Annotated in this window: 16 protein-coding genes; 10 read left to right on the plus strand and 6 right to left on the minus strand. The window is 49.7% G+C overall.

Annotated features, from left to right (window positions below):
- Positions 1-100: 100 nt before the first annotated feature.
- The 3 genes from ACFVSO_RS23055 to ACFVSO_RS23065 form a co-directional block, all read right to left on the minus strand.
- Positions 101-1,465, minus strand: a complete 1,365-nt coding sequence (locus ACFVSO_RS23055) for an FtsW/RodA/SpoVE family cell cycle protein (RefSeq protein WP_387478055.1) — start codon at positions 1,463-1,465, stop codon at positions 101-103.
- A complete protein-coding gene (locus ACFVSO_RS23060) occupies positions 1,462-1,794 on the minus strand; it encodes a PadR family transcriptional regulator (RefSeq protein ID WP_387478058.1) in 333 nt (110 codons plus the stop codon). The genes ACFVSO_RS23055 and ACFVSO_RS23060 overlap by 4 nt, the downstream gene beginning before the upstream one ends.
- Positions 1,795-2,365: 571 nt before the next feature.
- The gene (locus tag ACFVSO_RS23065) at positions 2,366-3,352 is read right to left on the minus strand and encodes a hypothetical protein (protein ID WP_387478060.1); all 987 of its coding nucleotides are present in this window, start codon (positions 3,350-3,352) and stop codon (positions 2,366-2,368) included.
- Positions 3,353-3,699: 347 nt separating this feature from the next.
- On the opposite strand from ACFVSO_RS23065, the gene ACFVSO_RS23070 reads away from it, so the two are divergent.
- The gene (locus ACFVSO_RS23070) at positions 3,700-4,410 is read left to right on the plus strand and encodes a 4'-phosphopantetheinyl transferase family protein (RefSeq protein ID WP_387478062.1); all 711 of its coding nucleotides are present in this window, start codon (positions 3,700-3,702) and stop codon (positions 4,408-4,410) included.
- Between the two features lie 71 nt (positions 4,411-4,481).
- Here ACFVSO_RS23070 and ACFVSO_RS23075 read toward each other — a convergent pair whose 3' ends face one another.
- Positions 4,482-5,294, minus strand: coding sequence for a WYL domain-containing protein (locus ACFVSO_RS23075; RefSeq protein ID WP_387478064.1), 813 nt, complete (start codon positions 5,292-5,294; stop codon positions 4,482-4,484).
- Positions 5,269-6,591 carry a helix-turn-helix transcriptional regulator gene (locus ACFVSO_RS23080; protein ID WP_387478066.1) on the minus strand — a complete coding sequence of 441 codons (1,323 nt, stop codon included), beginning with the start codon at positions 6,589-6,591 and terminating at the stop codon, positions 5,269-5,271. Before ACFVSO_RS23080 ends, ACFVSO_RS23075 begins: the two co-directional genes overlap by 26 nt.
- A 181-nt stretch (positions 6,592-6,772) precedes the next feature.
- On the opposite strand from ACFVSO_RS23080, the gene ACFVSO_RS23085 reads away from it, so the two are divergent.
- From ACFVSO_RS23085 to ACFVSO_RS23125, 9 genes are all read left to right on the plus strand, one after another.
- Positions 6,773-7,564, plus strand: a complete 792-nt coding sequence (locus tag ACFVSO_RS23085) for a nucleotidyltransferase domain-containing protein (protein ID WP_387478068.1) — start codon at positions 6,773-6,775, stop codon at positions 7,562-7,564.
- 61 nt (positions 7,565-7,625) lie between these two features.
- Entirely contained in the window at positions 7,626-8,852 is a 1,227-nt protein-coding gene (locus ACFVSO_RS23090) for an RtcB family protein (protein WP_387478070.1), read from the plus strand.
- A gap of 134 nt (positions 8,853-8,986) precedes the next feature.
- Positions 8,987-11,767 (plus strand): P-loop NTPase fold protein, encoded by a 2,781-nt coding sequence (locus ACFVSO_RS23095; protein WP_387478073.1) that lies wholly within the window; start codon positions 8,987-8,989, stop codon positions 11,765-11,767.
- A 194-nt stretch (positions 11,768-11,961) separates the two neighbouring features.
- Positions 11,962-12,840, plus strand: coding sequence for an AraC family transcriptional regulator (locus ACFVSO_RS23100; RefSeq protein WP_387478076.1), 879 nt, complete (start codon positions 11,962-11,964; stop codon positions 12,838-12,840).
- Positions 12,841-12,984: 144 nt separating this feature from the next.
- Positions 12,985-13,938, plus strand: coding sequence for an ABC transporter permease (locus ACFVSO_RS23105; protein ID WP_387478079.1), 954 nt, complete (start codon positions 12,985-12,987; stop codon positions 13,936-13,938).
- A gap of 19 nt (positions 13,939-13,957) precedes the next feature.
- Positions 13,958-14,851, plus strand: coding sequence for a carbohydrate ABC transporter permease (locus ACFVSO_RS23110; protein ID WP_387478082.1), 894 nt, complete (start codon positions 13,958-13,960; stop codon positions 14,849-14,851).
- A 60-nt stretch (positions 14,852-14,911) separates the two neighbouring features.
- Positions 14,912-16,573, plus strand: coding sequence for an extracellular solute-binding protein (locus ACFVSO_RS23115; RefSeq protein ID WP_387478085.1), 1,662 nt, complete (start codon positions 14,912-14,914; stop codon positions 16,571-16,573).
- Between the two features lie 106 nt (positions 16,574-16,679).
- Positions 16,680-17,672: an N-acetylglucosamine kinase gene (locus ACFVSO_RS23120; protein WP_387478089.1), complete on the plus strand. Its 993-nt coding sequence runs from the start codon at positions 16,680-16,682 to the stop codon at positions 17,670-17,672.
- Positions 17,657-18,961, plus strand: a complete 1,305-nt coding sequence (locus tag ACFVSO_RS23125) for a 6-phospho-beta-glucosidase (RefSeq protein WP_387478092.1) — start codon at positions 17,657-17,659, stop codon at positions 18,959-18,961. Before ACFVSO_RS23120 ends, ACFVSO_RS23125 begins: the two co-directional genes overlap by 16 nt.
- Before the next feature lie 66 nt (positions 18,962-19,027).
- Here ACFVSO_RS23125 and ACFVSO_RS23130 read toward each other — a convergent pair whose 3' ends face one another.
- The gene (locus ACFVSO_RS23130) at positions 19,028-20,233 is read right to left on the minus strand and encodes a DUF418 domain-containing protein (RefSeq protein WP_387478095.1); all 1,206 of its coding nucleotides are present in this window, start codon (positions 20,231-20,233) and stop codon (positions 19,028-19,030) included.
- Positions 20,234-20,251 lie beyond the last annotated feature (18 nt).

The following is a 20,251-nucleotide window of genomic DNA, read 5'->3' on the forward strand; positions in this document are numbered from 1 at the left end:
TTAACAAAAGGAATTTGTCCATATGGAGGGAAGTGGTTGCCCTAGCAACAGAGCTCCGCCTTCCGATAGGAGCAAATTCCTTTTTGTTTTGCACGTCGTATCAGGTCGGAGTCGACGACTGCAGGGTGGCGGAACAGCCCACCATATCCTTGCGCCTATACACGCTGAGCATAAGACCGACCAAGGCGAATTCCAGGACGGATACGGAGCTGAGATGCAGGAACGGCAATTCAATGCCCATGATTGGCAACAAACCGAGACACATGAGCAAATTCCAGAAGAGACGAATACCGAACACGGCGCATAAGCCGATGACGAGGCCTCTTCCGTAGAAATCGTTAGTCTTGAAGCCCATGCGGACAATACGAACGATAAAAGCCAGGATCAGAAGGGCAATCGCAGCTCCGAATACCCAGCCGAGGCTGTAGACGAGGTAGGAGTACATCATTTCGCTGTGAGAAAACGGTAAACGTGTATAGGGCGCGCCTAGTCCTTGTCCCCACATGCCGCCAGATTGGATGGCTTCGATGGAGCGTACGGTTTGGTAATTGGAATTGGTTTCTTGCCCCCATAATCCTGCAATTCGCTGCCAAATATAATGCAAGCGATAAGGGTTCAAATCATTCAAAAGAACAAGAAATACACCTGTTGCCAGTGTAGCGATAGACATCCATAGAAACCGAAGTTTTCTGTAGAGAATGAGCAGGATGATCAAACTGAAAGAATATACGATGAGCTGAGCCAGCCCAGGAGCGCCTATGTACAAATAGGCTGGTATCAGGATAAAGGTAACAAGTTGTTTTATTCCTTTAATGAATTGACTGTATCGACCAAGGCTTGCACCAGGCATTGCGTTTTCCTTTTGCCTATAGAGAATGCCTGCAAGTGCTATGATGAGCAAATAAGGAGAGTGGGAAAAGATATTAAACCCTACGTTACCTATTAAGATCCATTGTCTCGAACCATTAATTTGAGGCCCGTACAGTTGGGCAAATGCCATCAATAGGATAGTTACCCAATACAGGGGCCACGACAACTTCAACAGCTTGCGATAGTTAGCGAAGTAGAGTACAACCAGCAAGAGGACTCCTATTATACTAAAAACTACCTTTGAGTAAATAAATGTGCTGACTTGCGTCGATTCCGGCAAGGCGAATAAAATTGTAAACAACGCAATGCCAATCATAGCCGCGATAATGCCGATAACGCTCCATTCCGGCTTCGGCTTATGCGCGGCATTAAGGCCAACGCCCACCTGCTTGGCGTCGCCCATTTGCTTAACAGCTGCCTTGATGGCTTCTTCCTCGGATAATGACTCGGCTTCCATCAGCTCTTCGATTCGTTCAGTGAGATGCCCAAGCAGCTCCAGCTTGATATCCTCATGCACATCTCTGGCTCTCACATGAGCGCAAATTTCTTCTATGTAAGCGACAACCAGAGGGCGGCTGGCAATATGGCCGGTCATAGGCTGCCCTCCCCGATTACGCGGTCTACCGTTGTGCGGAACAGCGTCCATTCCTTATGCTTCTCCTCCAGCTGGCGCCGTCCTTCCTCTGTGATGCGATAATATTTGCGTTTTCGCCCGCCTTCCTCGTTCCAATAGGCCTCAACCATACGCTCCACCTCAAGCGTATGCAGAATCGGGTACAGCGTACCTTCCTTGAAGGTGAACACATTGGCCGAGCTCCGTTCGATTTCCTTCGTCATTTCATAGCCGTACATATCCTTCCGGCCAAGCAACGACAGAATCAGGATGACGGTGCTTCCTTTCATCAATTCCTTGTTAATTTTCATGGTTACGTATCATCTCCTCCTACACCTATATTATCAATGCATCGAATATCTAGGTATAAGTATATAACCATGATAAAGAGATTTCAAGCCATAATAAGGTGACTGTATCTAAAAGCAAGAGAGACATGTCTGGAGCTAACCGGAGGGCGGAGGTATTAACAGCTAGGAGGGAGCTGGCGCTCCTGTTAGCATATCTTGCACGCAAAGTTGTTTTGACAAGAATGAACCCGATCCGGCAGATGGAGGGATCGGGTATGATCGAGCGGTTCCCGGCTTTATCCGATGCGAATAAATACGCGAACCGCTCACTACTACAGGCATAATTAGCCGCCGACGAATGAATCTTTAGCCGAGCGGCTGCCTGTCCGGGTTTTGGCTGCATCTTGTGCCCCCTAGGCTGGATGCCAGGCCAGAGATGGGGGCGTGCGAATGAAGACGCCGTAAGGAGAGTCATTTGGCATGAAGTTCACCATTCTGAGACTTTCGGTTGCACTAATACGCTAGAGGAATGAACATCCGCTTCATGAATGAAAGTTTGTTGGCATACGATGACAGAATGAATGGAGCGTCGTTAGACGAACCAGCCACTCGGCTGTCCCATCCAGACGTAGATCGCCATGAGGCCGAATAATAGCAGCGCGAACGATACAAGCACGCTCGTATGCCGCAGTATGGCGTTAGGCACAAGGCGATGAAGCGTTGTGGAGGCGTCTCTGCCGCCGATGATGAAAACAAGGAGAAGCGTGTGGACAACGGCATGGCCGATAATTTCGGTTACGCCGAATATCATTGTAGTCGTCAGGAAGAGACCCGTTAACATAAGCGCGCTGAACCGATTCAACAAGCCGGCTATAAAAGCCCAAGCCAGTCCGATTTCAATAAAGGCGCTGATCAAGACAAAATCTTCTACCGTAAAACCTAGAGAAGGAATGCCGTATTCATGCATCAGCGAGCAAGCGAGCTTGGCGAGCGTGAATTTCTCCATTGCCAGCCAGGCGAGCGAGATTCCCGAGAAGAGATAGAGTACGATGGGGTAGGTGTAGTGAAAGCGGGTATTCGCAACGAACAATGTGTAGATGATGCCGAGGTAAAACATATAGTCGAACGCATGGAACAATCCATATTGTCGTGAAACGATAAGGTAAAGCGTAAGAATAGCGGCCCCGCTTATGACAAGCGTTCGCTTGTGTACCAAACCTAATATGGCGATCGTTAGGATGACGTAGACGCCGGGGTCATTGGATACAAGCGTCGGCGCCAGGTAGGTGCCGGTGGCCAGCTGCATAATCAGCCCGATGCCAAGGCCTACGCGAAGGACGGTAAGCATATGGGGCTTAAGCCGGTTCATAAAGCGGTCGATGGCCACGCTCCATGGATGGCGGTTAAAATAAGGGGTGCTTAAAGAAATGATTAACAGTACTAACAGGGTAAAGCCTAGCCAAAAGAGAAACGTAGGGGTTATAACGCGAGAAATAGCCTGCGGTGTCCAGTCATGGTCCCGAATGAACCATTTTACGTGTAAGAGTACCGGGACATAGGCCGGCGAAGCAGGGAACATCTTGTATACCTCCTTCAATCATCAGATTCGAGCATAGATGGAATGATCGGCATGGTTTATACATTATGTTGGACTCCCTCTGATGGTATGGACCGTGCAATCCGAATACGCGAAAGCACTCCCTCCTTTTCAAAAAACAGTTATAAAAAAACGTAATTAGCATACCTCCTATACAATGCCATTTTCAACCGCTAAAATGACTAATTCATGCAAAATGATTGAAATTTCCCCCAATTCTCACAAAAATCTCCCTTACAAAAGTCGGATGCATTCACTACGATAGGGGTGGGACATGTGTAATGGATATATGTCCAAAGGCCGACATTGAGCGGGGGGTGTTTGACAAGTTGAATGTTGAAATCATTGTATTGAACATACCATCCGTAATGGGGATGGATGATTATAACTGGCTGCTTAATCAAGTATCTGAGGAGAAGAGGGGGAGAGTAAAGAAGCTGCGGTTTCTGAAGGATGCATACCGGACACTGCTGGGCGAAGCGCTTGTGCGTGCTGCAATTGTGAGCCGGCTTGGGCTGGGCAATGAACATATTCGTTTTGCAAAAAATGAATACGGCAAGCCGTCATTAGTCAGCCATGGCTCCTTCCATTTTAACGTGTCTCATTCGGGAGAATGGGTGGCGGTGTTCGTAAGCCAAGCCCCTGTGGGCATTGATGTGGAGGAGATTAAGCCCATCGATATGAATATTGCGGAATCGTTTCTGTCCGAAAGGGAATATCAGCGGCTGATGTCCTATAACCACGGTGAGCGATTGCCGCACTTCTACGAATTGTGGACACTCAAGGAAAGCTATATTAAGTGCAAGGGGGAGGGGCTCTCTATTCCGCTTCATTCCTTCTCCATTATGGTGAATGAAGATCGCAGTATAACGTTGGAGCCGGAGGGCGAGCATTATTTCTTCAGGACGTACGAGCTGGATGAGCATCATAAGCTGGCGGCTTGCTCTGAGGCTGATCGTTTTCCTCCGAATGTGAAAAGATGGAGCTTCGATGAGCTTCGCATGATGCTGGAGTTGGACTGGTCGAAGGGGATTATCTGAAGAGGAGCAGCGATAGCTGGCATATCGGGCTTTGACTTGATGGATCATTTAATGAATAAGAGCCTCGCCCGTTAAGGGAGAGGCTCGCTTGCTTCATATCTCATGAGTGCCTTAGTGGAGGCCTCCAGCATCCGTCTTCTCATATAGCCTTGATCAATCACTTTGACACGGAGCCCCAGAAAACGGATTTTGGAAAGCAAAAATTCGCTTTCGTCCGCGAGATGCTGAATATGGATGCGGTACGTATACGTTGCTTCCTCATAGGACACATTCTTATCAAAGCAGGAGAATGCTGACAGGATACGGGACAGCTCCGCATTGTACAGCGGATTGACCTCGACGAGTGCCGTTCGCTTGCGCGCCTCCAGCAGTTGGAGAAGTCTTGCTTTGGCTGCTGCTGTACGCTCTGCTGGCAGCTCCCACGGATGCAGATCGACAATATTACGAAGCTTGGTGGACATGAGGTTATGCTGCCTTGTGCCGTACCATAGCAGGTACCACTCCCGTTTCACCATGGAATACTCCAGCTTGTAAGGAATGCCGGTCTGATCGGCTTTATGTCCTCCGTGCTTAAGCTTGGTAGTCAGCTTTATGCCCTGGCCCTGAATGATGCAGCGTCGAAGCTGGCGCAGCAGGGGATGGTATACATGCCGATCCTTGTTCCGGCCCTTCTCGACAATGATGCGCTGAAGATGAAAGGGAGCCTCGTTCTGCAGCAGAGCATTCAGCTTATCCAGCGTTTCCGGCGTAAAGGCATGCCCGGCTGCATCCAGCTCAAGCATGGATTTGAGCCATATCCGCTCCTGAGAGGTAAGGGCGAATGCGCCGCTCTCATTCAGACGCGATAGAATTTGATAGTTAAATATCTTCTCGAATGGGTTCATAATACGACTGGATCTCCTTCCATTCCGCGATGAATTCCTTGCGCAGCCATAAGGGGGCGAGAACCTCGCAGCTGGAGCCGAAGCTCCTGAGCCAAGGCTTGATCTCCGTTATGCCATTCACGATAATCTGATAGATAAAGGTTGTCTCCGACTCCTCCGTAATCGTCCCCCACTGCCCCTGCGACTCTACACGCTCCCGGACAAAATCATGGGCTGAGCCCTCCGGCCGGAAGAAGCGCGCTTTGATGGGAATCGGCTTCATAGAATCGATCACCCAGCTTTGCTGCAGCTGCATCTCGGCATGGGCAAGCCGCATATTGAATTCTTCTTCTGCCACGGCATCGCTTAATTCCACGCCCGTTAATCCTTCCATACGGAATTTCATGACGCCTTGCTTGCCATGGGCGATTAAATACCATCTGCCATACTGATGGTCATAGATCGCACGGAGCGGCAGGACGGTCAAAAGCAAGCCCTCCGATTCACGCTCGAAGAGCGGATTCGTGTTTTTGGCGGCGTACCGTTTCTCCTTCTTGGGTGACAGATAGAGGAAAGTCAGCTTGCGCCTTGCCTCGATCGCTTGATAGATCGTATAGAGATGCGCCTCGTCCAGAATGCGGGAATGGTAGTGGTATTTGTACACATGCGACTCAGTGATGTCCGTCTCAAGCCCTCTTAGCCGCAGCGCTTTCTTAAGCGTATCCCGCAGCAGATAGCCCTGTACGGATGGGATCTGCGTATTCGCTAATATATCAACATAATCATAGAGATCGATTAATTCGTCATCTGACAGCGCATCTACAAGTTCGGTTGAAGCGCGGTAGCGGTAGGGGCGTTTGCCGTCTGCACGGTAGATGACCCCGATCTCCTCCAAATATTTCAGATCCCCGCGAATCGTTTTTTCATCGGGAACCGGATAGTCAGCTGGCATGGTATCGCTACATAGGTCCATCAGCTCCATAACGGTTAACGCTTGCTCGCGCATAGCTGAGAGCAGCAGGGTGAGACGCACGCTCTCCGAAGCTTTAATGGACTTCGCCCGATATAGAAACAGCAGCAGCGGGTCGGCCGATTCATAGTGGTTGTACCTGATGGCTTCGGTCAATGCTATGCCCTGTTCATTCGTAAGGCCTTGTTGGTTGGCGTTCATCATTTCCTTCAAGTACCGCAGCGTTTTGTCATAGGTATGTACGGAGATGCCGAGCCGGGCGGCGAATTGCTGCCGGTTGTACGCATCCCCAGTCAGAGCGAGCAGCCGAAGAAACTGGATTTCCTTATCGAAGCTCTCTCTTGCCATAGCAGCATCTCCTCGCTGGTTGAATTGTTGAACGGTTTACGCTTTATTCTATCAAAAGGATGGAGTGGTGGAAATGGAGGTTTTTTCTTCGGGTCGCCATACTTTCGCCCTGTTCGCGCACGCGTAGATGAAGGACAATAGGGTCAACAAGAAGAAGCGAATGGACGGGAGAGTGGGTACAATGACCGAAATGACAACGAAGATTAGACGCGAGCTGGAGCGGCTGGAGCAAGAGGAAGGGATTCGTATCCTCTATGCGTGTGAATCGGGCAGCAGAGCGTGGGGCTTTCCGTCGCAGGACAGCGATTATGATGTGCGTTTCATCTATGTACGTCCTGTTGATTGGTACCTCTCCATCTTTGAGAAGCGGGATGTGATTGAGCGGCCGATCAGCGAGATGCTGGATATAAGCGGATGGGATCTCCGAAAGACGCTGAACTTGTTCCGCAAGTCCAATCCGCCGCTGATGGAGTGGCTGGACTCACCGATTATTTATTCCGAGGCGTTCCAAACGGCGGACCGGCTGCGTGAGCTCAGTTATGAAGCGTATTCGCCGAAAGCGAGCATCTATCATTATTTGCACATGGCGCGAGGCAACTATCGGACCTACCTGCAAGGCGAGGTCGTTCGGATTAAAAAATACTTCTATGTCCTTCGGCCGATTCTCGCCTGCGAATGGATATTGCGAATGGGCAAGATGCCTCCCATGGCATTCGAGAGCCTGGTAGATGAGCTTCTCCCAAAGGACGGCGAGCTCTACCGGTTGATTGGGGAGCTGCTTGCTCGCAAGAAGGCAGGAGACGAGCTGGACGATGAGCCGAGGCTTCCGTTGCTCAATGAATATATTGAAGATCGTCTGGCTTCATTGGAGCAAGCCGCAGCGCAATTGCCGGGCGCAAAGTCCGATATTGACGCTAAGTTGGATGAACTGTTCCGCGAGTTGTTGAAGGAAGCGTGGAGTGAATCGTTATAATAATTCCTATAATGTATATGTAGCAATGAACGAAAGTATCTAAATTAAGGAGAGAAACAAAATGGCTTACCAAACCATAGACGGCGTGCGCGTATGGGGCAATCCCGAGGACGGCGCGCTGTCGCAAGCGAAAACCTGCGCCGAGCATGGCCATGTCGTGCAGGCGCTGCTTATGGCCGATCATCATAAAGGCTATAGCCAGCCGATCGGCGGGGTCGTCGTGTACGACGGACAGATCTCGCCATCGGGTGTCGGCTACGATATTGGCTGCGGCAACAAGGCGGTCCGTACCAATCTGATGGCGGCAGATATCTTCCCGCGATTAGACGGGATAATGAACGAGCTGGCTCGCACCATCTCCTTTGGTGTAGGCCGCGTGAATAGTGAGCGGGTGGACCATGAGCTGTTCGATGATCCCGATTGGAGCGTCTACGCGCAGGTAGGAAAGCAGGAGCATGACAAGCTGAAGGCGCTGGCTCAGAGCCAGCTGGGAACAGTAGGCAGCGGCAATCATTATGTCGATTTGTTCGTGGAAGCGGAGAGCGGCAGACTATGGGTGGGCAATCACTTTGGCAGTCGGGGCTTCGGCCATAAGACGGCAAGCGGATTTCTGAATCTGGCAGCGGGCCGCGAGTTTCTGGGCAAGGCGCCGGGCGAGAGCATGGATCAAGCTCCCGTATTGCTCGATCTGGACAGCGAGCTTGGCGACATGTATTACCGCGCTATGAAGCTGGCAGGCAGATATGCTTATGCGGGGAGGGACTATGTCATCCGCGAGGTGTTATCCATACTGGGGGCAGAAGCCGATTTCGAAGTGCATAATCATCACAATTATGCTTGGAAGGAAACCCATGAGGGAGCTGAGCGAATCGTCGTCCGCAAGGGCGCAACGCCTTCCGCGCCGGGACAGCTAGGTTTTATCGGAGGCAGCATGGGCGATATCTCCGTCATCGTAAGGGGCAAGGATACAGAGGAGAATAAGGATTCCTACTATAGTACGGTGCATGGCGCCGGACGAATCATGAGCCGGACGCAGGCAGCGGGTAAGATGAACTGGAAGACGCGGAGCCGCTCAGGGGGAGCGATCTCACCGGAGCAGATGCGTGGCGCTGTACAGCAATACGGCGTTATGCTTAGAGGCGCCGGCACGGATGAAAGCCCGTTCGTCTACCGCAAGCTGCAAGACGTGCTCGATGCACACGCTGAGACGATAGACGTGCTCCATGTACTGAAGCCGATTGGCGTCTGCATGGCAGGGGCGGATGAGTTCGATCCTTATAAGGATTAAGAAGAAGCCTCTAGGGGCTTCTTTGTTATTTTCCTTTACTTCCCAGAACTTTTTGTTACTATGGTCTTAGGACATAGGTATGGTGTGCTAGGTTTTCACATGCTTATATGATGTTTGCCGTAGGAGATGAGCTGGTGTACTTAGATTGGATGAATAAGGATCTCTTCAATAAATTACAACACTTGAATGAAGAGATCCAAGAATTGAAAAAAAATAGCGATACGATAGGCAATAACTTTAAGATTGAAAGTATTGCGGATCTGAATCGAAGTTACCTTCATTCACACAAAGAACAGATAACTGAGCTAGAGAATATAGCCAGGGAAAAACAAAGTATGTTCGGCTCCCAAGCTAAGCTATATAAATCCAGTCCTATGCAAATCATCAATGGCTTTGGACAGGTCGTCAGAGATTCCTTGTCCTCCGGTATTAGTATTCGTTTAGGAGATGGTTTTTCGCTACGGTTTATTTGGACAATCGATAAGAATGGTGCTCAACTTCAATTTGGACACTTTCTATCCCCAAATTCTGTGAGCAAAAGTTTTCAGTTGTTAGATCATTTTGTCAATGTATTAATCTCTCAACAGAATAGAATATTGACTTTGCTAGATAACGGCTATCAAATCGAACATATAAAGTCGAAGCGTGTAATCCGTTTTGATAAATACATAGACGGATTTAAATATGACGGAAACATAAGAAATACGGCATTTGTTTATCGATTAGATAAAGAACAGCTCATTAACAACCCTGATTTGTTTGTTAGGCAGATCAGATGGATGATTGAAGAGTTCTTTCCTGTTGTTGATGACATGCTACGTTTTAACAGATATATGGAAGACATGTCATCACCCGATATTCCAAATATCCCTTCTAATCTAATGGAAAAGATAGAACGAGTAGAGGTAAGAGAACTAGCATCCACTAGCGAGGCTACATTAGATCAAAGAAGCCATACTTCAGGCATTCAATTAACGCCATATTTAAGCGATCAGAATTTTCGTCAAGATCTACTCAACATTGGTGAAGATGTAGGTTCTCTTGCCCGGTTGGTATCGATGCGGGATGTGGATAACATGGCGATCGGTTTATTTGGATCCTGGGGTGCGGGCAAGAGCTTCTTTATGAAGCAGATGCAGCAGCAAGTGACGGAGTTGTCGCAGCGAGAAGATAAACTTTTTCATAAAAAGATTGTTCAAATCGAGTTTAATGCATGGCACTATATGGACACTAACCTATATGCAAGTTTAGCCGATCACATATTTAAGAGCATTCATGAATCCTATTCCGACCATAACGATTCGGTAGACAAGCTTTTCGAAAGCTTACCGGTAGTTAGTAAGTTGAACGAGGAATTGAAGGAGCTTGAACAGAAGAAGCAAGAACAAAAATTAAAGGTAGAAGCGAAATCCCAAGAATCTGTGTGGGGCAAACTGGCTGCCAGCAGCCCGCAATTTATTAATGAGCTGGAAGCAATTGATCCTCAAATTCGGCTTAAGGACCATGTGCAGAAGGTAATCGAGTTGAGGGAAGCTGGGAGGCAGTGGTCTTCCGACCTCAAAGAGAATTTCTTGAAAGCCCAACTGATTTACAGGTTTATGCCTAGATGGGTTTGGGGCATGCTTTTGGTGCTCTGTTTGTTAATCCCTATCGCTTATATAACGCGCCCTCTTTGGGGAGACATAGTGACGAATGCATGGCATCAAACGATACTTTGGTTCTCTCCAATTGCAGCAACCATGATGTTTCTCATAAACCTTTGGAATAATAAACATGTCAAGGTTATGCGGAAGAGTTGGGGATACGTTTTCGACTCCCTTGCGGCACAAGCCAAGGAACGTGAGGAGCTTCATTCCGAAATGGAAGCGATAGAGGAAGAGCGGCTGAGTGTGGTTGCTGAGTTAGACGAAATTAAGTCAGGCAACATTATTAAATATTATCTGGAGGAACGATTGACCTCCGAAGCTTATAAAAAAGAACTGGGCATTATTCATATTCTCCGAAATGATTTTGAAAAGCTGAGCCAATTTATGCAAACCACGCAGGGGCAAAAAAATAGCGTTGACCGTATCGTATTATATATTGATGATCTGGATCGATGCAGTCCACAGAAGGTCATCGAAGTGCTCCAGGCTGTTCATTTGATGCTGTCTTCAAATCTGTTTATGGTTGTTGTAGCTGTGGATATTCGTTGGGTTACAAAATGCTTAAAAGAAGAGTTTAAAGTATCCTTGGAGAATCATGAGAACACGCATATTGCTTCAGCATTCGATTATTTGGAGAAAATTTTTCAAATTACGTTCCAAATAAAACCGCTAACCGAAGAAGACGGTCGTACTTATTTACAGGGGTTATTTGAGTCTGATAACCGTCAGACCATGAATGATGAGGATGTAGAAGAGGAAGAATCCGAGATCATCGAGATGGACGATGAAGAATATGAAACCTTTGAGTTTGATGACGATATCATTCATTCGGATCCCTCAGTCCAAGAGACCGGCGGTGCGTCGGATGACTATAAACGTCTGCATCTGAGTGAAACAGAGATCATTAGCGCTTCTGCTTATGCTGCACTAATAGGTTCATCACCTAGAACAATGAAGAGATTTGTGAACATATACCGATTAATGAGATCCAGATATTTTAATGATTTTAGTCAGGAAGCTGCGTTGTTCATGCTTTCATTAACGCTGGGTTATCCGCAAGTGTCTCGTGAGTTGGTGGTCTCCATTCAACAATCGGCAGAACAAATAAGCTTATTAGAAGCATTAAGTAAATTGGACAGTGCTTTAGACGGAATGAGTCGCGTGGTTTCATTTGTGGAGGACCGCGGGTTAAGAAGATTACCGAGTACCGATGTGCTGAAGAGTGCGGTAAGAGTAAGCCGGTATACATTCTATTTGAACGAGATTTAAATAAAATCAATAAGTTGAAACGGTCGACGCTATTCTGAAACAGGCGTCGACTTTTTATTTTCATAAGGTAAGGTAAAGCTGGAAATAATCAGAAAATTACAAATATATCCTGTTGCCGAATGATAGAAATTATGACATATTGGTGTATACGTTAAGCGGTTTCATTAAAACAGGCATAGCGGAGGCGAAATCGGATGGAGTCTAGTCTGCGTGAAGGGGCAATTCCGAAGGAAAAAGTAAAATTAGCTCAAAAATACCCCCTTATTGTCGTAGAGACAGTCGGTGTCACGAGCCTCTATCAGAGGCTGCATTGGCATGATGTGCTGGAGATCAACCTGATCAAATCCGGGACAGGCCATTACATCATTAACGGTCAAAGCTATCCATTTCAGCAAGGCGATATTTTCCTCATGAACTCCAACGATCTGCACTGCGCGTACGAGTCGAATGATCTTGTGATGCTGGTCATCACCTTCGACCCCTCCTGGTTTATCCACGGCCTGCGCATCGACCCGGAATTGCTTAGTCCGTTCCGAGAGATGGGAAGGCACTTCACGAATCGTCTCGATCGAGACCATCCACAAATGGCCATGCTGCGAGAACTCCTTCTGGAGCTTCAGCAAGAACATGATCAAGAACGGCGCTCCTACGCCACTTTGGTGCATTCCATCATGCTGCGCTTCCTCGCGATTGTGAACCGCGACTTCCGCAGCGACGGCATCCATCACCATGATAACGGCATCAGCGAGCAGCAGCTGGAGAAGATGAGGCAGGTCATTATGGTCATGGAGCAGCATTACGCCCATCCTTGGACGCTAGAGGAACTCGCATCGCTTGCCTTTCTCAGCCCCTCCAGGTTCAGCGATCTCTTCAAGCGATCGGTCGGTATGCCGCCTCTCTTATATCTGATCCAGATCCGGCTGGAGAGGGCCGTGACCCTGCTCGAGAACGGGAGCATGAAGATTACGGATATCGCCCTTGAATGCGGTTTCCGTACCCTCACCAATTTCAATAGGCTCTTCAAGAAGCATGTCGGGGTCACCCCGAAAGCGTCGAGAAAGCACCAATGTTAAAAACCAGTGAAATAGTGCTGGTTTTTAATTGTTTAGGCAGAGAAACAGGTGAAGGTCTCCTTTACAATAAAAATACAGACATCACGAGATTATGTCATGAATGCTGACGCTAATCTCACTTGTTAATAAGAGAGGGGGAAGCCGATGCCACAAGCCAAATTGGTTGTTGAGAGGCAGACGCATCGCAAAAAGAGTCCTTTCATTCGTTTTCTGAAGCAGTGGGACATTCAACTGATGGCATTGCCGGCTCTGCTATTTATTTTTGTTTTCAGCTACATTCCGATGTACGGTGTCCTGATGGCATTCCAGGACTACAGCTTGTTCAAAGGTTTCCTTCAGAGCCCGTGGGTCGGGTTCAAGCATTTCGAGATGTTCTTCAACGCACCTGAGTTTTGGACGGTTATGCGCAATACGCTTGTCATTAGTATTCTGAAGCTTTGTATTGGCTTTCCGGCTCCTATCCTGCTGGCCCTTATGCTTAATGAGATTGGCAGGCGGTTTTTCAAGCGGATTGTTCAGACGGTCAGTTATTTGCCCCATTTCTTGTCGTGGGTTATCGTCTCGGGCTTTGTCACATCCATTCTGTCTACGGATAACGGCAGTCTGAATTTGCTGCTGCAGAAGCTGAGTCTGATCGACGATCCGATCAACTTCTTGTCCGAACCGAGCTACTTCTGGAGCATTTTGGTCGCCACGAATGTATGGAAGGAGATTGGCTTCTCCTCCATCGTATATTTGGCAGCGATTGCAGGAATTAATCCTCATCTCTACGAGGCGGCGTCGATTGACGGGGCCAGCCGGATCAGACAGATTGTAGCCATCACGATTCCTTCTATTATGCCGGTTGTGATCGTCTTCTCCATTTTGGCTATCGGCAACTTCCTGAATGCGGGCTTCGAAGATATCTTGTTGCTTGCGGGCAATCCTGTACTGCGAGAAGTCAGTGACGTTCTGGATACATACGTGTACCGGATCGGCATTCAGAACAGCAGGTTCTCGTACGCCACGGCGGCCGGATTGTTCAAGGCTGTCATCAGCGTAGCGATGCTGGCGGGAGCCAACTACTTGGCGAGAAGGTCGGGGAACAGCTTATGGTAGCAGGAAGGGGCGAGTGGCAATGAAGCTGTCTTACGGAGACCGATTATTTGTTGGCGTAAATTATACATTGTTGTTTTTACTTGGTTTTGTTGCGTTCTATCCGTTCTGGAATGCAGCCGTCATTTCATTCAACTCCGGCAGCGATACAATGCTGGGCGGCATTACGTTTTGGCCCCGCGAATTCACGCTATCCAACTATGAGGTTGTGTTCAAAGACAAGCGTTTGATCGACGGGTTCGTCATTTCGGTCCTTCGCACGAGTGTCGGGACGCTATTGTCCATTATCGCAACGGCGATCTTCGCTTACGGGATGACGAAGCGCGACATGATGGGACGCAAATTTTATATGGTCATGTGTATTATTACGATGTACTTCAGCGGTGGTCTCATTCCAAGCTACCTGCTGATCCGCGAGCTGGGACTGATGAATTCCTTCTGGGTCATGATCATTCCAGGCATTATCAGCGTGTGGAACATGATCATCTTCCGGACCTTTTTCAAAGGCATTCCGGCTGGTCTCGAAGAGTCAGCATCCATTGACGGCGCTTCGAACTGGGGGATCTTCTTCCGGATTGTGCTTCCGCTATCCGGCCCTGTTATTGCGACGCTGTCGCTATTCACGGCGGTTTATCACTGGAACGACTGGTTTGCGCCAAGCATCTACATTTCCAATGTCGATCTGCTGCCGATTCAGACCAAGCTGCAGCAAATCCTGAACTCCAACATCATGCTGGAGCAGATGCAGAACATGGACTCCGCAGCGCAAGGCCGAATGGGTGCAATGAGAGCTGTGACGACCAAGTCACTGTCGATGGCAACGATGATGGTGGCAACCGTGCCAATTCTATGCGTGTACCCGTTTGTGCAGAAGTATTTTGTGAAGGGCGTATTGATAGGTTCACTGAAAGAGTAGCAGAAGGGTATGGAGCCACTGGCTTTGACCATAGATGAACTTGTGAAGGGAGCGCATGCAATGAAAAGATGGAAACGTAAGCTTCTCGCATCATTGTCAGTCACGCTTGTCATTGTCACAGCTTTAGCGGGGTGTTCGAGTTCTAAAGACAAAAACAATACGGAGGGGTCATCCAATAAGCCTTCCGAGCCGACAGAAAGTGCTTCCGGCGCATTCGAGCTAGGCGCAGAGCCATTGGAATTTTCCTTCTATGGCCATTATGACTGGTATACGATGCCGGAGTGGGGAGCCGATCTTGCGACGAAATGGATCAAAGAGAACAAAAAGGTCAACGTCGTACCGATCAGCTCCGGCGGCGCAGCCAAAAACAAGCTGAGCACGATGATTGTATCCGGCGAGCTGCCGGACGTCATGTGGATGGAGCGTGGAGCTGACGTCGAGAAGCTTCGTGCAGAAGGCATGCTGGTGCCATTCGATGACTATCTGGACAAGTATCCGAATCTGAAGAAGTGGGCCGGCGAATCCACACTGGATATGCTTCGTTCGCCGGACGGCAAGCTGTACCAGTTCCCGAACTGGTATACGACGCAGCCGAACGGAAATGCAGGCTATCTGGTCAACAAGAAGATCTACAATGAGCTTGGCGCGCCAAGCCTGGAGACGACAGACGACCTGTACAATTATTTGAAGTCGGTAAAAGAAAAGTATCCGGACGTCACTCCTTTGGAAGTGGGTCAGACGGCATCAGGCGTTGATGTCATGGTATCAGCCTTCGCGGAGAACAGACCGTATACGTTCAACTCGATGATCGCGGTGCCGCAAGGCAATGAACTGGTATCACTGTTCACAGATCCGGTCTATCGCGAACTGATTCAATATACGAGCCGTTTGTACCGCGAGAAGCTAATGACTCAGGATGCATTCACGCAGAAGCTGGAGCAGGTAGAGCAGAAGATCGTTACGGGCAAAGTAGCGGTATATGTGGCATCCAGTCCGACGGAATTCGGTTCCAAAGGCAATATGGAGCTGTCCTCGCATGATCCGGAAGCAGGCTACATTATGGTATGGCCGGTTCATAAGGAAGGGCTCGACCGTAACAAAATTTTCCCTGGCGATTACAAGCAGCTAGGTTGGAATGTTAGCGTCATAACGAAATCCGCAGACAATCCGGAAGCGATCTTCGCATTCCTGGACTGGCTGACGGGTCCGGAAGGCCAACGTACGATTATGTGGGGACCTGAAGGTCTGTACTGGGAAGGTGTAGACGGCGAGGAAGTGCCGCTCTTCACGGAGAAATTCACGAGCGATCCGAAGGGGCGCGACGAGCTGATGAACTCCACCGTCAACTTCCAATGGAACGGCAACACCGTATACGTCGACAATTCCAAGATGAAATTCGAATCGACGCTTCCAGCTGACAAGCGCAACTGGGAGACTTATTGGCAGTCGGAGATTACGTGGAAGACCCAGTTCAATACGACGGCATACGTCAACTTGGACCCGGCAGGCGATACCGATGAAGGCATCATCGCACAGCGCGTGCTGGAAATTCACGAGCAAGCAAGAGCGAAGGCGATCAGCACTGCCTCATCGGATGCAGAGGTGCTCGCCATTCTGGATAAAGCAGAAGCCGATGCACAGCAAGCCGGCTATGACAAGCTGCTGAAGTTCAAAACAGAGAGATGGCAAGAGAACGTAAGCAAGCTTGACGCAGCAAAATAATGACCCTGGCTGAGGCCGGCGTACATTGGGCGGACCATGCAGATTAAAGCGCATGTAAGCTGATGGAGCCGGCTTCATCAGTCAGGTGGTATGGGAGAGATCATACTTGACGTATTACTTGGGTATCGATGGCGGCGGGAGCAAGACGCTCGCTGTCGTGTCGGATGGAACGGGCCGCATCTTAGGCAGAGGAATAAGCGGCTGCGGCAATCATCAATTGGGTGTGGAGCTGGCTGACCGGAATATTAGGGAAGCGGCGGAGATGGCCTTGGCGGCTGCCGGTCTGAAGCAGGACGATATCGCTTATGCGATGTTCGGGCTTGCTGGCGCGGACCGTGAGGCGGACTTTCAAATCTTGAGGCCGATGGTCGCAGCAATGGGGTATGCCAAGTATGGCATTGTATGCGACACGGTCATTGGACTGCGCGCGGGTACAAGGCAATCGGATGGTGTCGTGCTGATCTGCGGCAGCGGGACGAATTGCTACGGTATGAATGCAGCAGGAGAAGAATTGCAAGTAGGCGGGTTCGGCTATGAATTCGGCGATTTTGGCGGAGGCACCGAGCTGGCGAAGGAGGCGTTCCGTGCGGTCATTCGCGCGTGGGAAGGCCGGGAGAAGCCCACTGCGCTGACGGAGCTAATATTGAATGCTGCAGGCTATGACAATGTGTCTGATATGTTCCATGGTTTTCTGGATGAGGGCAAGCGGGCTCCTCACACGTTCGCGAAGTTATTATTCCAGGTCGCCGATCGGGATGAAATGGCGAGAGCCATATTGGAGAGACAAGGACGGGAGCTAGGATGTGCGGCAAGCGCCGTTATTCATAAGCTGAAGATGGAAGCAGATACGTTCGAAGTGGTGCTTGCGGGCAGTATTCTTACCCGCGGAGACGGGCAATATGTTGTGCCGTTTATTGAGCGGCAGGTCAAGGAAGCGGCGCCGGATTGCCGTCTGCGCACGCTGGATCTGGAGCCGGCAGCCGGCGCATTGCTGCTTGCGATGGATAGAGATGGAATGAATGTAGCGGCAATGGTATATGAGAACTTGGAGAATGATTTATCGGTGAAGGAGAGGAATGTCGAATGGGTAATGGACTAAAGGTAGCAGTCATCGGAGGAGGCTCTTCGTACACGCCGGAGCTGATTGAAGGATTTATTCAAAGGCATGAATCGTTCCCGGTCAGCAAGATCGTACTGGCAGACATACCGGAGGGACGACATAAGCTTGCCATTGTAGGCGCGCTGGCACAACGCATGGTAGAGAAAAGCGGCTTGCCGATTCGTATCGAGCTTACGCTCGACCGGAGGGCCGCACTTGAAGGAGCGGATTTCGTCTCCACGCAGATGCGTGTGGGACAGCTCCAAGCAAGAGGATGGGATGAGTCGATCCCGGTCAAATACGGAATGCTCGGACAGGAGACGACCGGCGCTGGCGGTATGATGAAGGCGCTGCGCACAGTTCCCGTCCTGCTCGATATATGCAAGGACATGGAGGAGCTCTGCCCGGATGCCTGGCTCCTTAATTTCACAAATCCTGCGGGCATGGTGACGGAAGCGATCCTAAAACATTCTAGCATTCGCTCTATTGGCCTGTGCAATTCACCCATTGCGGCTTACAAGTGGCTTTCGTCCCTATACAATGTTCCGATTGAGCGCATTTATTGCGAGTTTGCGGGTCTTAACCATCTGCACTGGATTAGCCGGATTGAAGTCGACGGCGAGTCGAAGCTGGAAGAGCTGCTGGATCGCCAAAGCTCCTATTCCGCATCCAACGTGCCGCAGCTGGCCTGGAACGACAGGCTGGTGCGGGAGCTGGGAGCTATTCCGTCCTATTATTTGAAATATTTCTATCTGCACCGGGAAATGGTAGAAGAGGGCAAGGCGGCTGCGACCAGAGGCGAGAACCGGGCCGAGATGGTCAAGCGCCTGGAGGAGGAGCTGTTCGAGATTTACAAGCAGCCGGAGCTGGCGGAGAAGCCGAAGCAGCTGGAGCAGCGCGGCGGCGCCTATTATTCCGAAGCGGCGGTCAAGCTGATGCATTCCATCTACAACAATACGGGCGATATTCAGACGTTGAACGTTCGCAACAACGGCATATTGGACTTCTTGCCGGATGAGGCGGCGATTGAAGTCAATTGTGTCGTCACAAGCGAAGGTGCTGCTCCGGTTCCAGTGCGGCGCGTACCGGAAGGGACGAAGGGGCTCATTCATGCCGTCAAGACGTATGAAAGCCTGGCGATCGAAGCAGCCGTCACAGGCAGCAAAGATAAGGCGCTACTGGCGCTGGCGAGCCATCCGCTCACAGATTCGGCTAATGTAGCCGAGGCGCTGCTGGAGGAGATGCTGCTCAAGAACAAGCAGTATTTGCCTCGGTTTTTCCAAACTTAATATCATTAACGATAAGGCGATCCTCCTCCCGGTTATGATTAACCGGGAGGAGGATCGCCTTTTTATTTAAGCCTTTACGTCTACGGAATCCGCTATCCGTTGCTTCGGCTTTCCGTTCCAGCTCCAGTACGTCCATATCCGAAGCAGCCATTCGACGGGACCGATTCGGAACCGCTTCAGGTAAAGCGCACTGCCTAGCAGCTGGAGCGTATAGATGGCAATGCCAATGCCGACACCCGCGATAATGCCAAGCTTGCCGTACCATCCAAAGCCATAGCCGTAGAAGAGCGTTGTGCAGATGACGGTCTGCAGTAAGTAATTAGTGAGCGACAGCTTGCCGACGGACTTGAAGCCGTTCCGCAGAGCCGTTGCTTTCCCCAGCGAGAGCAGCAAGGCGAACCCCATTATATAACCGAGTGACAGGATCAACATCCCGAGCGCGCCACTCACTCCGCCAAAGATCGTATCAGGCCAAATCTGCTTTATCGATTTCATGATCAAACCTGAGATTAGAAAGACGGAAGCCCATTTGAAGTAAAAGGCACGCTTGGTCTCAGGCTGATAGAACCAGTCTTTTCTGGCCGCATACATGCCGAATAAAAACATGGGGGCGGTCATGAACGGGACGAGCAGATAAGCGGCAACTAGAATCAGGCCATCGGCTTCGAGCGGTTTCGGCTCGTCATGGCGGAAGGCGAATATCTCCGAGTAGCTTCCGTTCTGATACACATCGATAGATTTCATGACATAAGCCTCTGTTTTTTCCTGGATGATTTTCGTTTCTTCAATCAGCGGGCCTGTTGAGTCCATACCGGCCAGACCGATAACCGGCAGAAGCGCAATGCCCCAGATTAAGACCGTTTTGGCCTTGCGTCTTAGGAACAGGAGGAGGAATAGGCTCATTCCGCCGTACAACAATAAGATGTCACCTTCCCAGAGAAAATAGGAATGCAGCATTCCAAGCCCGATAAGCATGATCGATCGGCGTACGATGACCATCCTGAACCCGGCTCCCTTCGCCTCAAGTCCCTCCATCAGCTTGAGCATTCCGAAGCCGAATAGAAATGCGAAGATGGGCATGAAGCTGCCTTCAATCACGATCTTTACAAGAGTGTGCGCAACGCTATCCGCACCAGTGAGTCCGAATAGATCGATCTCGTCCTTGCCCCACATGCCATACTGAAAGATGAGCAAATTGGAAAGCAGAATGCCGAGCAAGCTCAAGCCGCGAATTTCGTCTACGATGCTTTGTCTTCCTATTTTTTGAATCATTTTCCATCACCTCGGTCC

The organism is Paenibacillus sp. NPDC057967 (genome assembly GCF_042887015.1).
Taxonomy (GTDB): Bacteria; Bacillota; Bacilli; order Paenibacillales; family Paenibacillaceae; genus Pristimantibacillus.

Bases quoted from the DNA above. Each gene is read 5' to 3' on its own strand.
- ACFVSO_RS23055 (WP_387478055.1), bottom strand. From the start codon at position 1,465: ATGACCGGCCATATTGCCAGCCGCCCTCTGGTTGTCGCTTACATAGAA.
- ACFVSO_RS23060 (WP_387478058.1), bottom strand. From the start codon at position 1,794: ATGAAAATTAACAAGGAATTGATGAAAGGAAGCACCGTCATCCTGATT.
- ACFVSO_RS23065 (WP_387478060.1), bottom strand. From the start codon at position 3,352: ATGTTCCCTGCTTCGCCGGCCTATGTCCCGGTACTCTTACACGTAAAA.
- ACFVSO_RS23075 (WP_387478064.1), bottom strand. From the start codon at position 5,294: ATGAACCCATTCGAGAAGATATTTAACTATCAAATTCTATCGCGTCTG.
- ACFVSO_RS23080 (WP_387478066.1), bottom strand. From the start codon at position 6,591: ATGGCAAGAGAGAGCTTCGATAAGGAAATCCAGTTTCTTCGGCTGCTC.
- ACFVSO_RS23085 (WP_387478068.1), top strand. From the start codon at position 6,773: ATGACCGAAATGACAACGAAGATTAGACGCGAGCTGGAGCGGCTGGAG.
- ACFVSO_RS23090 (WP_387478070.1), top strand. From the start codon at position 7,626: ATGGCTTACCAAACCATAGACGGCGTGCGCGTATGGGGCAATCCCGAG.
- ACFVSO_RS23100 (WP_387478076.1), top strand. From the start codon at position 11,962: ATGGAGTCTAGTCTGCGTGAAGGGGCAATTCCGAAGGAAAAAGTAAAA.
- ACFVSO_RS23105 (WP_387478079.1), top strand. From the start codon at position 12,985: ATGCCACAAGCCAAATTGGTTGTTGAGAGGCAGACGCATCGCAAAAAG.
- ACFVSO_RS23110 (WP_387478082.1), top strand. From the start codon at position 13,958: ATGAAGCTGTCTTACGGAGACCGATTATTTGTTGGCGTAAATTATACA.
- ACFVSO_RS23115 (WP_387478085.1), top strand. From the start codon at position 14,912: ATGAAAAGATGGAAACGTAAGCTTCTCGCATCATTGTCAGTCACGCTT.
- ACFVSO_RS23125 (WP_387478092.1), top strand. From the start codon at position 17,657: ATGGGTAATGGACTAAAGGTAGCAGTCATCGGAGGAGGCTCTTCGTAC.
- ACFVSO_RS23130 (WP_387478095.1), bottom strand. From the start codon at position 20,233: ATGATTCAAAAAATAGGAAGACAAAGCATCGTAGACGAAATTCGCGGC.